The organism is Flavobacterium sp. 270 (genome assembly GCF_004368785.1).
In the GTDB taxonomy this organism is placed as follows: domain Bacteria; phylum Bacteroidota; class Bacteroidia; order Flavobacteriales; family Flavobacteriaceae; genus Flavobacterium.
Genome location: NZ_SODM01000001.1, coordinates 617,343 through 632,254 on the forward strand (window position 1 = coordinate 617,343; position 14,912 = coordinate 632,254).

General features: G+C 35.6%; 9 protein-coding genes. 5 read left to right on the top strand and 4 right to left on the bottom strand.

Annotation, left to right across the window (positions count from 1 at the left end; genetic code table 11):
* Positions 1–130 precede the first annotated feature (130 nt).
* The 3 genes from EV144_RS02670 to EV144_RS02680 all read right to left on the bottom strand — a co-directional run bounded on the left by EV144_RS02670 (position 131) and on the right by EV144_RS02680 (position 6,136).
* Entirely contained in the window at positions 131–1,306 is a 1,176-nt protein-coding gene (locus EV144_RS02670) for a cellulase family glycosylhydrolase (protein WP_134145920.1), read from the bottom strand.
* A 275-nt stretch (positions 1,307–1,581) separates the two neighbouring features.
* On the bottom strand, positions 1,582–3,105 hold the full coding sequence (locus EV144_RS02675) for a RagB/SusD family nutrient uptake outer membrane protein (RefSeq protein ID WP_134145922.1): 1,524 nt from the start codon (positions 3,103–3,105) through the stop codon (positions 1,582–1,584).
* A gap of 16 nt (positions 3,106–3,121) precedes the next feature.
* Positions 3,122–6,136, bottom strand: a complete 3,015-nt coding sequence (locus tag EV144_RS02680; RefSeq protein ID WP_134145924.1) for a SusC/RagA family TonB-linked outer membrane protein — start codon at positions 6,134–6,136, stop codon at positions 3,122–3,124.
* A 388-nt stretch (positions 6,137–6,524) separates the two neighbouring features.
* Here EV144_RS02680 and EV144_RS02685 point away from each other — a divergent pair, with 388 nt between their 5' ends.
* Both EV144_RS02685 and EV144_RS02690 read left to right on the top strand, forming a co-directional pair.
* Entirely contained in the window at positions 6,525–10,451 is a 3,927-nt protein-coding gene (locus EV144_RS02685; protein WP_134145926.1) for a hybrid sensor histidine kinase/response regulator transcription factor, read from the top strand.
* Positions 10,452–10,790: 339 nt separating this feature from the next.
* Positions 10,791–12,071, top strand: coding sequence for an acetyl-CoA C-acetyltransferase (locus EV144_RS02690; RefSeq protein ID WP_134145928.1), 1,281 nt, complete (start codon positions 10,791–10,793; stop codon positions 12,069–12,071).
* Between the two features lie 46 nt (positions 12,072–12,117).
* On the opposite strand, the gene EV144_RS02695 is transcribed toward EV144_RS02690, so the two are convergent.
* A complete protein-coding gene (locus EV144_RS02695; protein ID WP_134145930.1) occupies positions 12,118–12,729 on the bottom strand; it encodes an FMN-dependent NADH-azoreductase in 612 nt (203 codons plus the stop codon).
* 109 nt (positions 12,730–12,838) lie between these two features.
* Here EV144_RS02695 and EV144_RS02700 point away from each other — a divergent pair, with 109 nt between their 5' ends.
* The 3 genes from EV144_RS02700 to EV144_RS02710 all read left to right on the top strand — a co-directional run bounded on the left by EV144_RS02700 (position 12,839) and on the right by EV144_RS02710 (position 14,902).
* Entirely contained in the window at positions 12,839–13,222 is a 384-nt protein-coding gene (locus tag EV144_RS02700) for a winged helix-turn-helix transcriptional regulator (protein WP_134145932.1), read from the top strand.
* 324 nt (positions 13,223–13,546) lie between these two features.
* Entirely contained in the window at positions 13,547–13,897 is a 351-nt protein-coding gene (locus EV144_RS02705) for a hypothetical protein (RefSeq protein ID WP_134145933.1), read from the top strand.
* A gap of 309 nt (positions 13,898–14,206) precedes the next feature.
* Positions 14,207–14,902 (top strand): ABC transporter ATP-binding protein, encoded by a 696-nt coding sequence (locus tag EV144_RS02710; protein WP_134145935.1) that lies wholly within the window; start codon positions 14,207–14,209, stop codon positions 14,900–14,902.
* Positions 14,903–14,912 lie beyond the last annotated feature (10 nt).

The window sequence follows — 14,912 nt, forward strand, 5'->3', positions numbered from 1 at the left end:
TTCCGCAGATTGCATTTATAAATTAAAATGGTAAATCAAATTCATCAGTGAAAAATCAGTTTAATCTGTGAATCCCGATAGCAATCGGGAGTGGCAAAAAAATTATCTAATTATCAAATTGACTCATTCTCTAATTCTTTTTATTCGCCTCAGCAGTCATTTTTGTAATCAAATCAGTTTCAGCTTTTATGTACGGTGTTCCGTCTGTGTGGAAAACTTCGTGAAACCATAATTTTGGTTCTGCTGTGTACGTTTTTGTCCAGCTGTCCCATGCGTATTTAGTCTGCGTTTTTCCGTCAACCAGTCCCCAGTTAATCATTCCGATATTGTATTTTCTGGCAACCGGAAGGAAACCTTCAAACGTACTTCCGTTTGGTCTTGCCATGTATTCGGTACAAATCATTGGTTTTCCGTAACGCTGCAATTGTTTGATTACTTTTTCGAAATCCTGTGGCGTGTTGTAATTATGAAATGAAATAACATCAGATTGCTCTAACTGCATTTTGTGCATTGGCTGCATTTTGGCTTCATCGCTCCAATCTCCAACCCAAACTCCAGAAGTTAAAGGCTGCGAAGGATTGCTTTCTCTTGCCCAGATAAAAACATTTTTTAGAAGCGGTAAAACCAAATCTACTTTGTTTTTTATTTCTACTTTTTCGTAAGATGGTCCCGTCATATTATCCGGTTCATTCCAAACGTCCCAGCCTAAAATTCTTTTATCATCTTTAAAATGCGAAACGGTTTCTTTTACATATTTTTCTAAGCGAGGATATTCTGTGGAATCCTGCAAAACTTTCTGCCCCGGACTTTGTACCCAGCCTGAATTGTGGGTGTGAGGTTTTGGCGCACGCTGTTTTCCTAATGCCGGAAACGGGTCCCAACAAGAATCAAATAATACAAATAATGTTTTTATATGATGCTTATCGGCAATTCCTAAATAGGTGTCCATTCTCTTGTAAAGTCCTTCTGCGTCTTGTTTGTGCAGTAAATCGTGCAAGTAAACGCGCATAACATTCATGCCGATACCTTCTGCCCAGCCCAATTCCTGATCTATTCTTTTTGGATCAAAAGTATCTTCCTGCCACATTTCTAATTGGTTAATGGCTGTACTTGGGTAATAATTGGCGCCGACTAACCACGGTTGTTCTCCGTACCATTTATTGGCTTGTTCTTTGGTCCAGATTTCTCTTTTTTCTATTACAGCTGTTTCGCTTTTAGTTTCTTCTGTATTGCTTTTTTTCTGGTTACAGCTTTGCAATACAAGCCCTGCTAACACAAGTGTCAGATATAATTTTACTTTCTTCATTATAGGTTATATTGATTTAGAACAAATGTTCTTTGGTGATTAAAGGAATCGGAATTGTCTTCCGATTCCTTAACAAATATTTTTTACCCATTGAGTTTATTTTGTAACACATAGAATCATAGCTTTTCTTTGTCTATAAAAAGACGTTTCACTCAGAATGTGACACATAGCATACTATGTGTGAAAAGTGAGCTTTTTTCTAATCTCTCAAAACGAAACAAAAAAATCTATGTTTCTATGTGTTCAATTTAATTTTACACTCAAAGTGTATTTTTCTAATATCCTGAGTTTTGCTCCAGATTTGGATTATTATCTACATCAACTTGCGGAATTGGCATTCTCTGATTTTTCCCCACTTTGAAATTTTTAAAATCCGGATCACGTAACGAAATTTTATCAACAGATGCCTGAGAATCTAAATCTCCCCAACGTTTCAAATCTTCCCAGCGAACACTTTCTCCGGCCAATTCTAAAACTCTTTCTGTTTTTAAACGCTCTAAAAATTTATCGTGATCGTTTCCAATTTCAGGATGCGCAACGGCCAATGTATTCATGTTAACACGGGCTCTCACTAAATCAACATATTGGTACGCAGCAGCTGTATTTCCTGTTTCGTTTAAAACTTCGGCGTAGCGTAATAAAATATCTCCGTAACGAACCAATCTGTAGTTTACCTGATTGTAATAATCTTCGTTATTTCTGTAATAATCACGGCTTCCTTTTCTAAACCAAGCATCGTCGTTGTTCCATTCCCAGTTTCTATCGTAAGTTTTGTCTCCAAAATCGGCCAATAGTTGTGGATAAAATAAAGTCCATCTTAAACGTGTATCCAGATTTCCGTCTTTATTTTTTTCTTGTTTAAAGGCATTTACCAACCAGATACGTGCTTGTCCGTCAGACCATCCAATTCCTCTTGGTGCAAAAAACTGACTGCGGTTGCTGGAAACTGCTGCATTTTGTGCTTCGTCTGTTCCGCCTTTTCTTTGATCTCCAAATTGAATTTCAAAAACAGATTCGCTGTTGTTTTCATTTACATCTGTAAAGTTGTCTCTGTAATTAGCAACCAAAGAATATTTAGCTCCTGCTCCGGAAATTAAATATTCAAGAGCTGTTTTTGCTTCTGGCCATTTGTGTTGCTGCATGTAGGTTTTGGCAAGAAAAGCTTTTGCGGCACCTTTGTCTGGTCGCCCAGTCTCAGAAGATGGCCAGCTGCTTGGTAAATCTTCGTACGCTTCATTTAAATCTTTTTCGATTTGAGCCCAGATTTCTGTTACCTTTTTTTGCTGTGGTAAATCTGCTGGTGTAGAAGGATCTAAAACCAACGGAATATCTTCCCAAATTACAGCTGCATAATAATAGTTTAAAGCTCTTAAAAACTTCGCCTGCGCGATGATTTGCTTTTTAGTTTGTTCATTTTGAAATGTAATAGTCGGAACATTTGCTAAAACCTGATTACATCTAAAAATAGCTTTGTAAGTATCTCTCCACGTTACGGCATTTCCTTCCCAGAAATTATAATTGATGTAATTAAATCTGGTCCAGTCTGCCAATTCTGTCCACGGGCTTACGCTGTATCCTTCATCAGAAGTTAAATCTAAACGGAAATACATCCATCTTGCCCATAAACCATCTTTATAAAACATGGCATAAATAGAATTTACACCGGCTTGTGCATCACTTTCTGTTTTCCAATATTGATCTACTGTTATATCATTTGGGCTGTCCAGGTCTAATTCGCTTTCACAAGCTGTAAAAACCAAGCCTAGAAAAGCTGCTGTTATTATGATTATTTTTTTCATTATGCTGTTTTTTTAATTAAAAGCTAAATTCTACACCAAAAGAATACGTCTTAAGATTCGGGAAAGAACCATTATCAACACCTCGTTCAAAAATTCTATTATCGCCGGTATTGCTAAACTCAGGATCTAAACCTTGGTATTTAGTAATGGTAATAATATTTTGTGCCGATAAGCTTAATCTTGCTCTCGAAATACCTGAATTTTTTAATACGCTGTCTGGAAGATTATATCCAAAACCAATGTATTTTAGGCGGATAAAATCACCGTTTTCTAAGAAACGATCGCTGTCTCCTCTTGAGTTTAATGTTGAACCTTTTGTAATTCTAGGAAAATCGGTATTTGGATTTTCTGGTGTCCAAGGCTGAATTCCTGTTCTGTAGTTACTGTTGTCATCAAAACGATCCACAACACTTCTAAATCCGTCATAAACAGTCGCACCATGAGAAGCAATCCAGTTCATAGAAAAATCAAAACCTTTGTATTCTGCTCCGGCGTTTAATCCCATTTCAAATTCTGGCCACGGACTTCCAACAACAGCTTTGTCTGCATTAGTAATTTGTCCGTCTCCGTTATTATCTTTAAAACGAATATCTCCAGGAACTGCATTTGGCATAATAACTTGTCCGTTTGCATTTTTGTAGTTGTTAATTTCCTGTTGGTTTTGGAATAATCCATCCGTTTCTAAAACATACCACATTCCTACCGGGTTGCCGCTGCGGGTGATGGTGTTTCCAATAATACTTTCATTTTGGCCGTTACCTAAAGAAACCAACTTGTTGTTTACTTTAGTAAAGTTTACAGAAGCATTAAAAGAGAAATCATTGATTTTTTTGCTGTAAGCCAATTCCAATTCAAAACCTTTATTTTCTACAGTTGCAGCGTTAGAAATCGGATTTCCGCCATCGTTTCCTGTCGTTAATAAAATTGGGAAACCAAATAATACATCTTCTGTACGGGCAATAAAATAATCTGCCGTAAGACGCAAATCATTATTTAAAACTCCTAAATCTAAACCTAGATTGGTTTGTTTTAATTTCTCCCAACGCAATTGTGAATTTGACAATTTTACCTGAGAGGCAGAAGGATATAAAGTTTGATCTTTACCTAATACGATTTGTCCAAAATTATTCACGAAACTTCTGGATTCATATTCTCTGATGTTTCCAGAACCTAATTCTCCGTAACTCGCTCTTAATTTTAAATCTTTAATAAATTCTGATTTAAAAAACGATTCGTTGCTTATTCTCCATCCCACAGAAAGTGATGGGAAATTTCCCCATTGATTCCCTTCGCTGAATCTTGATGAACCATCACGTCTGATTACTGCATTAAACAAATAACGATTATCATAATTGTACTCTAATCTTCCTAAATAAGACGCTAAAGCTGCTTCGTTTATAAAACCGCCAACAACTGGCGAATCTCCTTGATTTAAAACCTCATAATACTGCCCAGTTCCAGAATTCATCGGAAGATTTCTCTTTGTTCCATAAATTTGGTTGTAAGTATCTTTCTGGAAAGTCTGACCTACTAAAACGGTTAAATCATGTTTGCCAAATTGTTTTTTGAAAGTCAGTGTATTTTCAAATAATGTTGTTTCTGATCTTCCTTTATTTTGATCCGTTTGAGATGGATCAATCGGTTGGTTTAATGACCAGTTTCCAACCTTTCTCATGAATTTATAAGAATCAAAACTAGTTTCATATCCAAAATTGAAACGGTATTTCAACCAAGGCGCAAATTTTAATTCCGACCAGATATTTCCTCTAATTCTAAAGTTTTCGTTTGTTACGTTAGAAAAATCAGCCAAAGCCAAAGGGTTTGTTCCAAAAGTATCTGCAACACCTTGTTTTCCGTAACCGTATCCGCCCGGATTAGAAGGATCGTAAAGCGGAATTGTAGGTGTCATTCTGTAAACATCAATAATTGGATTTCCAGACATTTCATCTGTTTTAGAATTACTGATTGCTAAGTTTTCTCCAATACTAAAAATTCCTTTTGAACCGCTTGAATTTACACGAAACGAAATTCTGTCAAAATCAGTTCCGATAACGGTACCTTCATTTCCAAAATAATTTCCAGACATAAAGAAAGATGAATTATCTCCTCCTCCCGAAACACTGGCGTTATAATCCTGAATCATTCCTGTTTTAAAAACAGCATCCTGCCAGTCTGTATCAACCGCCATATTCAGGTTTTGTCTTGTAAATCCGGCATTGTCGTACGCCATATTATTCAATTTGGCAAACTCTTCGGTTCCCATCAAATCATAACGAGGCATAACCGTAAAACTGCTTTTTGCAGAAACTTCAACCTTAAGCGGGCCTTTTTTACCTTTTTTGGTTGTAATGATAATTACTCCGTTCGCCGCTCTGGATCCGTAAATTGCTGCTGCAGATGCATCTTTTAAAACCTGAATCGATTCGATATCATTTGGGTTAAAATCCCTGTTTCCAGAAGTAACCAATCCGTCTATAACATAAAGCGGATTTGTGTTTTGAAGATTCTTAAGACCACGAATCTCGATATTAGCTTCTTGTCCCGGACGTCCGCCTCCACGAACTTTTACACCCGTAACAAGACCCTGAAGTCCGTCGGCAACAGTCGTAACTTGTCTTTTCTGGATTTCGTCTGCTTTTACTAAAGAAACAGCTCCCGTTAAATCTTTTTTCTGTTGCGATCCGTAACCAACAACTACGATTTCGTCTAATTTCATTGCATCTTCTGCTAATGAAACATTTATAGAAGTTCGATTGTTGATTGCAATTTCCGTCGTTTTATAGCCCTGCGAGCTAAAAACTAACGTTTGATTTCCATTGGCGGCAATAGTATATTTTCCGTCAAAATCGGTTGCAACACCTTGCTGTGTATTTTTAATAAGAACATTTGCAAACGGAATTGGTTCTCCCGTTGCGCCGGTTACGGTTCCGGTAACCGTGATTTGCTGCTGGGCAAATGAGGTCTGCAGTAATAAACTAAAGAAAAACAAGAGGTAATATCTCTTTGTAATTTGATTGAACTTTGTTTTCATTGATTTTGCATTTTAGATAGTTATTTCTTTTGTGGTTTGGTTTAATAAATAGTACCTTTTTAATCGTCCGGTTTTCGAACAAAAAAGATAGTAGTACTATTCTTTTTTAATAAATTGTTCATTTTGTTTCAAAATTAGTAATGGTTTAGTTTTTCAATCTTAATTTTATTGATAGTATATTTTTAACCTTAAAAAATTATCAATATCATTTATTTGAAAATTCAAAGTAGGCGCTTTTTATTCAAAATAAAATGCTTCATTTGTGTCAATATCTCTCTCAAATGATTCAAATTGTATTAAAAACAGCCCAATTTCATTCTTCTGCAACATTTTGTAGAACATTGACACGATTTGCAGAAACAGCTATTTAAGCCTAAAAAACATAACAATGCGTAAATTCTTTCTTTTTTTATATACCGCTCTTTTTTCGACTTTTTTTTCGAATGCACAAGAATATTATTTCAAACATTTTCAGGTCGAAGACGGACTTTCAAACAATACCGTAATTACATCATTGCAGGACGAAGACGGTTTTATGTGGTTTGGTACAAAAGACGGCTTAAACCGATTCGATGGTTATCGATTTAAAACTTACAGAAGCCAATCTGACCCGATTCACAGTCTGGGAAGCAACTACATACAAACGATGCACGAATATAAAGGTGTAATTTGGGTAGGAACAGACAAAGGTTTGTATCAATACGATAAAAAAACAGATCGATTTACGGTTTTAAACGAAGCCATAAACGACAGAATCAATGATATTAACCACGATAATAAAGGCAATATCTGGTTTGTATCAGGAAATATACTGTATAAATATTCGACCGTAAAAAAGGAAACTAAAACCTTTAATCCCAATAAATATTTTGCCACAACATCAATAACCAGAGATTACAAAGGCGAAATCTGGGCTTCATCTTTAAATAAAATTTATCATTATTCTGAAGAAAATCTGTCTTTTGAAAGTATAACATTAAATCCGCCAGCCAGTAAAGCTAATTTTAGAATTACTATAATTTATGCTTTAGACAAAGAAAATATTTTGATAGGCACACAAGATCAGGGCGTTTTGGTTTACAACCGAAAAAACAAAACCACAACCGAATTAAAGTTTGATACCAAAGAGCCTGTTTTTGTTCGTCAGTTTAAAAAAAGAGGAAATAATGAATTGTGGATTGCCTGCGAATCTGGGGTTTATGTTTATAATCTACAAACTAAAACAGCCGTAAATCTCAAAAAAAATTACAACGATCCGTATGCGATTTCAGACAACGCAGCCTACTCTATTACCATTGATAAGGAAAACGGAATCTGGATTGGAACTTATTTTGGCGGAATCAATTACCACCAAAAACAATACACCCAATTTAAGAAATACTTTCCGCAGAAAAATCAGAATTCTATCAGCGGAAGCGCTGTAAGAGAAATACATAAAGACGATCAAGGCGATTTATGGATTGGTACAGAAGATGCCGGCGTAAACCGTTTTAACCCTAAAACCCAAAAATTTACTTCTTATCCGGTTTCCTATTATAACATTCATGCTTTGCTGCCGCGAAAAGACAAAATCTGGGTGGGAACTTTTGAGCATGGTTTGGATGTTTTAGATCGAAATTCGGGTCGCGTTCTCAAGCATTACAGCGCCAACGATCCGGCGACAGGTTTGCACAGTAATTTTATTTTTTCTTTTTATGAAATGAAAAACAAAAGCCTGGTTGTAATTACAACTTTTGGCTTGTACCATTATAATGAAGAAAAAGACAATTTTGAAATCCTGAAAATGTTTCCGGAAACGGCACATTTCACTTATTTTAAAGAAGATTACAGCGGTAATTACTGGGCAGGAAGTTACAGAGACGGTTTGTTTTTTTACAATCCGAAAACTAGGAAACGCGAAGTTTTTACGTATGACTATAAAAACCCAAACGGAATCAGCAATAATTCTATCAATTCTTTATTTGAAGACAGTCGAAAAAATCTTTGGATTGCCACAGAAAACGGACTGAATTTATTCAACCCAAAAAACAGGACTTTTACTAAATTCACCACCAAAAATGGATTGCCGAGCAATGTTGTGTATTCCATTTTAGAAGATGATTCCCAGAATTTATGGATGACAACTTCTAAGGGTTTGGTAAAATTTAGTCCGGATCATAAAACCATTAAAATTTTTACAACTGCAAACGGACTTTTGAGCGATCAGTTTAATTATAGTTCGGCGTTTAAAGATGCCAACGGCGATATGTATTTTGGAAATCTAAACGGAATGATTAGTTTTAATCCGAAGCATTTTACGAAGAATAAATACACGCCTTCTATTTTTATTACCAATCTTCAGATTAACAATAAAGATATTGTTGCAGACGAAAATAATTCTCCAATAAAACAGTCCATTTCGCATATTTCAGAATTAGAATTAAACAATAATCAATCTTCTTTTAATCTTGAGTTTGCTTCTTTAAACTTTACCGCGCCCGAACTTACAGAATATTGGTACAAGCTCGAAGACGTAAACAAAGACTGGGTTTATCTGGAACGCAACAACAAAGTTTTCTTTACAGAACTGGCGCCTGGCGATTATGTTTTTAAAGTAAAAGCCTTGAACAGTTTTGGCGTTTGGAGTAAAGAAGTAAAACTGAAAATCAAAATATTACCGCCATTTTATGCGAGTTCTTACGCGTACTTTTTGTATTTTCTATTAATCTGCGGCGGTTTTTATTATGTAATTCGTTATTCTCAAAATCTAACTCAGATTAAAAATAACCGCAAAATAAAACACCTGAACGACGAAAAAGAAAAAGAAATCTATCAGGCTAAAATTGATTTTTTTACGAATGTAGCACACGAAATCAGAACACCATTGACGTTGATAAAAGGGCCTTTGGAAAAACTTTTGGTTATGGAACATCCAGCGCCGGAAGTACCTCAGAATCTTTCTATAATGAAGAAAAATACGTCGCGATTATTAAAATTGGTGAATGAATTATTAGATTTTAGAAAATCTGAAATCGGCGGTTTGAAATTGACTTTCGTCGAAGCCAATATTTCGTCTCAGGTTCGAAATTTACATCTAAGATTCAGCCAGCTTATTGAAGAAAGAGGTATTGAATTTGAACTGGAACTGGGCGAAAAAGACATTTTTGCTTTTGTGGATAAAGAAGCTTTCAAGAAAATCCTGAGTAATTTGATCGGAAACGCCATAAAATACTCCAAGGACAAAGTTTCGATTTCTTTGTTTAGAGATGAAAAAAAGCTGACGATTATCGTGAAAAATGATGGAAATCTGATTCCGTTTCATTTGAAAGATAAAATTTTTGAGCCGTTTTTTAGAGTGGATATGAATACAACTTCCGGAACCGGAATCGGACTTTCGCTGGCGCATTCGCTTACACAACTGCATAACGGAAGTTTGCAATTGGTTTCTGATGCTGCTTTTAATGTTTTTGAATTGACTGTTCCGCTGCATCAGGAAGAAGAATTTATGTTTTATAATGAATCTGAAAAAGAACAAACCGAAAAAGAAATTGAAAAAGCTTCAATTGAAATTAAAAATGAAAAAGCACAGATTTTAGTCGTAGAAGATAATGAAGATCTTTTGAGTTTTATTATTTCGGAACTGGCTTCTAACTATATTGTTTTAAAAGCCGAAAATGGCGAAAGTGCTTTAAAAATCATTCATAACGAAAATATTCAGCTTGTAATAAGTGATATTCAAATGCCCGTTATGGATGGGATTACACTTTGCAAAACCATTAAAACCAACTTAGAAACCAGTCATATTCCGGTGATTTTATTAACGGCAAAAAGCTCATTGAAATCCCAAATTGACGGCCTGGAAGTTGGCGCAGATGCGTATGTAGCAAAACCTTTCTCTATGGATTATCTTAAAGTTCAGGCCAATAATCTAATCGAAAACAGAAAACAGATTATGAATTATTATGCGAGTTCGCCTTTGTCTCACATTAAAAGCATAGCACACAACAAAACCGACGAAAAGTTCCTGAAAAAGCTGGACGATGAAATTCTTAAAAACATTACAGATCAGGATTTAAGCGTAGAATCACTGGCCGAAATCATGAACATGAGCCGATCGACTTTATATAGAAAAATTAAAGACATTACGAATTTAAGTCCGAACGAATTGATAAATATTGTCCGCCTAAAACGCGCCGCAGAATTATTATTAAACGAAAATTATAAAATGTACGAAATCGCAGAAATGGTGGGTTATAAATCTCAGACGAGTTTTGGACGTAATTTCCAGAAGCATTTTAGTATGTCGCCTTCTGATTATGTTAGTGCTAATCGTTAAAATTTAAATTCCAAATTTTTAAAATCCAAATTCCAATGTTGAGATTTTTTGCCACGAATTTCACGAATCAACACGAATTGTTTTGTTCGTTTTTGTCATTCTGAGCGATCCCGAGGCTGCGGGAGAAGAACACGCAAGAAACTCCATAACAATATCCGCTTCCTGCAAGGTTTCCAAAACCTTGTAGGTATAAATAAGTTTGGTTAAGAAAAAGAGTAGATATTAGAAACCTACAAGGTTTTGGAAACCTTGCAGGAACGTGTCTAAAAAACGTTACAAAAATTTAATTTTTAATTCTCAATTTTTAATTAATTTTATAGAAACAAATCCCAAAAAAGTATGAACACAACAAATACCACCAGAAAAGTCGCGATCGTTGGCTATAACCGAATTCCGTTTGCGAGGGCAAACACCGCATATTCTGATGTAGGAAACCAGCAAATGATGACGGCTGCACTAAATGGTCTTGTTGAAAAATACAAATTGCAAGGAAAACTTCTTGGCGAAGTTGCCGGAGGTGCAGTTATCAAACATACTTACGACAATAACCTGATTAGAGAATGCGTAATGAAAACTGCTCTTGATCCCGCAACTCCCGCCTGCGATTTACAGCAAGCCTGCGATACCGGAATTGAAAGTGCTGTTTATATTGCCAACAAAATTGCACTCGGACAAATAGATTGCGGCATTGCAGGCGGTGTAGATTCTATAAGCGATATGCCGATTGCAGTAAGCGAAAATTTGAGAAAAATTTTATTAGGCGCCAGAAAAGCAAAGTCTTTTGGCGAAAAATTGAAGTTGTTTCTAAAAATTAGACCAAAAGACCTTTCGCCGCTTGTTCCTCGTAATGAAGAATCGCAAACCGGACTTTCGATGGGCGGACATACCGAAATCACAGCAAAATATTATAAAATATCAAGAGAAGAACAAGATCAATTGGCATTAAGAAGTCATTTAAATATGGCAAAAGCCTACGATGAAGGCTTTTTTGACGATATGATTACACCTTTTAACGGACTTGAAAAAGATAATAATCTACGTAAAGACAGCACGATAGAAAAATTAGCGACTCTTAAACCTGCATTCGATAAAACAAACGGAACTTTAACAGCAGGAAATTCTACACCTCTTACAGATGGCGCTTCGTGCATACTTTTAGCGAGCGAAGAATGGGCAAAAGAACAAGGTTTACCTATTTTAGCGTACATCACTTTTGCAGAAATTGCTGCTATAGAGTATGTCAAAAAGCAGCAGAATTTATTATTAGCGCCATTATTTGCTGCTTCGCGAATGCTGGAAAAAGCAGGATTAAATCTTCAGGATTTTGATTATTATGAAATTCACGAAGCTTTTGCTGCACAGGTTTTAACCACTTTAAAAATTTGGGAAAGTCCTGAACTTAGCGCAGAAATAGGTCTTAAAAAGCCACTTGGCGCAATAGATCGCAATAAACTAAACGTAAAAGGAAGCAGTTTGGCGGCAGCGCATCCATTTGCTGCAACCGGAGGAAGAATTATTGGCGTTATGGCCAAATTACTAAACGAAAAAGGATCCGGAAGAGGTTTTGTCTCGATATGTGCGGCTGGCGGACAAGGCGTTACAATGATTATTGAGAAATAAGATAATTTAAAATCCCAGCTTTTTAGACTGGGATTTTTTTATTCCATTAAAATGCAAATTCTTCAACGGAAGACAATGCTTTTGGCAATGCATTTTCTGCTAAATCAGGAATTGCAGTTCCTTCTACTCTAAAAGTCGTAACATCTGTCATACCCATAAATCCTAATACAGTTCGTAAATACGATTCAGAGAAATCATAACTTTTGTACGGACCTTCAGAAAATACAGCTCCAGAGGCAATAGCTAAATATACTTTTTTATCGGTAACCAAACCTTTTGGCGATCCGTCTGCATAAGAAAAAGTCTTTCCTGCTCTGGCAATCTGATCGATCCATCCTTTTAATACTGCCGGAATTCCGAAGTTGTATAAAGGAACTCCAATCACAATTACATCAGCTTCTAATAAGTTTTCTATTGCTTCGTCTGAATATTTTACGGCTGCAGTTTGTTCTGCTGTATGCGCTTCTTCAGGAGTATATACGGCACTTATATGCAAATCAGTCAAATAAGGTAAAGGTGTTTTAGAAAGATCCAAGATCTGTACTTGACTTTCTGGCTGTGCTGTTTTTAGTTTTTCGATAACAGCATTCGATAATTGATTGCTAAACGAGGTTTCTCCTTTTAGACTTGTTATTATTTGTAGAATCTTTTGGCTCATAATTTTAGGATTATTTGTTTTACAATACAAACTTATATACATTTACTATCTAATTTATAGTACTATCCTCAAGGATAGCGCTACCCTTGAGGATAGTAAAGGAATTGATATGGAAACAACCACAGAAAATATATTTGATAAAGCAAAAAGATTAGGCCATCAGCCACAAGAATGCATGGGAGCTTTACTTCCTGTAAGAGATGCATTGGAAATTTTAAGCGGTAGATGGAAACTCCCTATTTTAATCGCTCTTGCTGAAGGCCCGCAAAGATTTAAGGAGATTTCTAAAACCATTAACGGAATTACCGACAAAATGCTTTCGAAAGAATTGAAAGATCTTGAAATTAACAAGCTGGTTATTAGAACTGTTTACGATACTTTTCCGCCAACGGTAGAATATGCAAGAACAAAACACAGCGAATCGCTTTCTCCTGTTATTATTGCTTTAAAGGATTGGGGAACTTTGCACAGAAAAGAGATTATTGGGAAATAGAAAGACCTTTTTTCATAAACATTGCGATTACACAACGTAACCACAACGATTGTCACCTTGATCTAAGTCGAAGGGCATCCCAATTAGCACGGGGCTTCGACTCCACTCCGTCTGACAAAGATTACGGATTATTGTTTGTGTAATTTTGATTTCTCTTTCATCGAAATCACAAAATGATACTGAACTTAATATTGGATCAAGCTTTGTCAAAGTTTAAAACTTTGACAAAGCTTTTTTCGAAGTCTTGTTGATTAATAAATTTAGATTTCTATATTTGCAACACTGTTGCGTTTTTACCACTAAAAAAGCAATGCAAAAACAGGAATGAAGAAGAAAATTATAATTGTCAATTTCTTGATGTCTCTAATAGTATTGTCTGCAATGCTGTTTCAGACCCTTCACTCCTACGAACACGTTTACAGGCAATTAACCGAAAAACACTGTGAACACCATACAAGTGCCAATCAAAAGCAAATAACACATAGTCACTCTGTTGATACGCAGTGTCATATTTGTCATTTTTCTTTCAGTACTTTCATTCCTAACTCATTTCAGACTTTATTTTTTCAAAAAATACAATTTGAAACCGTTGCTGTATTTGAATATACCAAATCGGTTTCTACATTCTTTAAAGGCAGTCTTTTTGCCCTTAGAGCACCTCCCGCTTTAGTTTAATTTTCATTTTATTCTTTTAATTGAAAGATAACATTTGCCAGTTCATAAAAATTGGCAGACAAATTTATTTATTCTTGACGCTGATTTATTTCTGCTAAAGATCAAATACTGATGTTATTTTCAATATTAAAATAAAATTTTACAGCCGTTATCTTATCGGCAAATTCCTTATTCAGATATATCTAAGATTCTAAGTTAATAAGATTCTAAGTTAATAAGATTCTAAGCTGCTAAGCTTTTAAGCTTTTAAAAACTTAGAACCTTAGTCGCTTAGAATCTTAGCAACTTTTTTAAACTAAATACACAACCATGCTAATTGCTGAAAATCTTACCAAAAAATACGGTGACAACATTGCCTTAAACGCTTTAAACTTGACGATCAAGGAAGGCGAAATCTTTGCTCTTTTAGGGCAGAACGGCGCAGGAAAAACGACTACAATCAACCTTTTTTTAGGTTTTATAGCACCAACCGAAGGAACTTTAGAAATAAACAATATTCCCGTTACTCAAAACGCGGTAACTACTAAGCAATATGTCGCGTACATTCCGGAAACAGTAATGCTGTACCCAAATCTTACGGGTTTAGAGAATCTTAAATTCTTTTCTTCTCTGGCGGGATTTAAATATTCACTTGGAGAATTGACTTATTTTCTATCAAAAGCAGGTTTACAAATCAAAGCACACGATCAGGATTTGGGCGGTTATTCTAAAGGAATGCGTCAGAAAGTGGGCATTGCGATTGCGATTGCCAAAAAGGCAAAAGTGCTTTTACTCGACGAACCTACAAGCGGTTTAGACCCAAAAGCTTCTAATGAATTTTCGCAGATCTTAAAAGAGCTTTCAGCAGACGGAACCGCGATTTTAATGGCGACACACGACATTTTTAGAGCCAGAGAAGTTGCTACACATATCGGAATCATGAAACAAGGAAACTTGGTTACTGTTATAGAAGCTTCTAAAATCTCGGCAAACGAACTCGAAGATTTGTATTTACAAACGGTTTAAAAGGAAACAG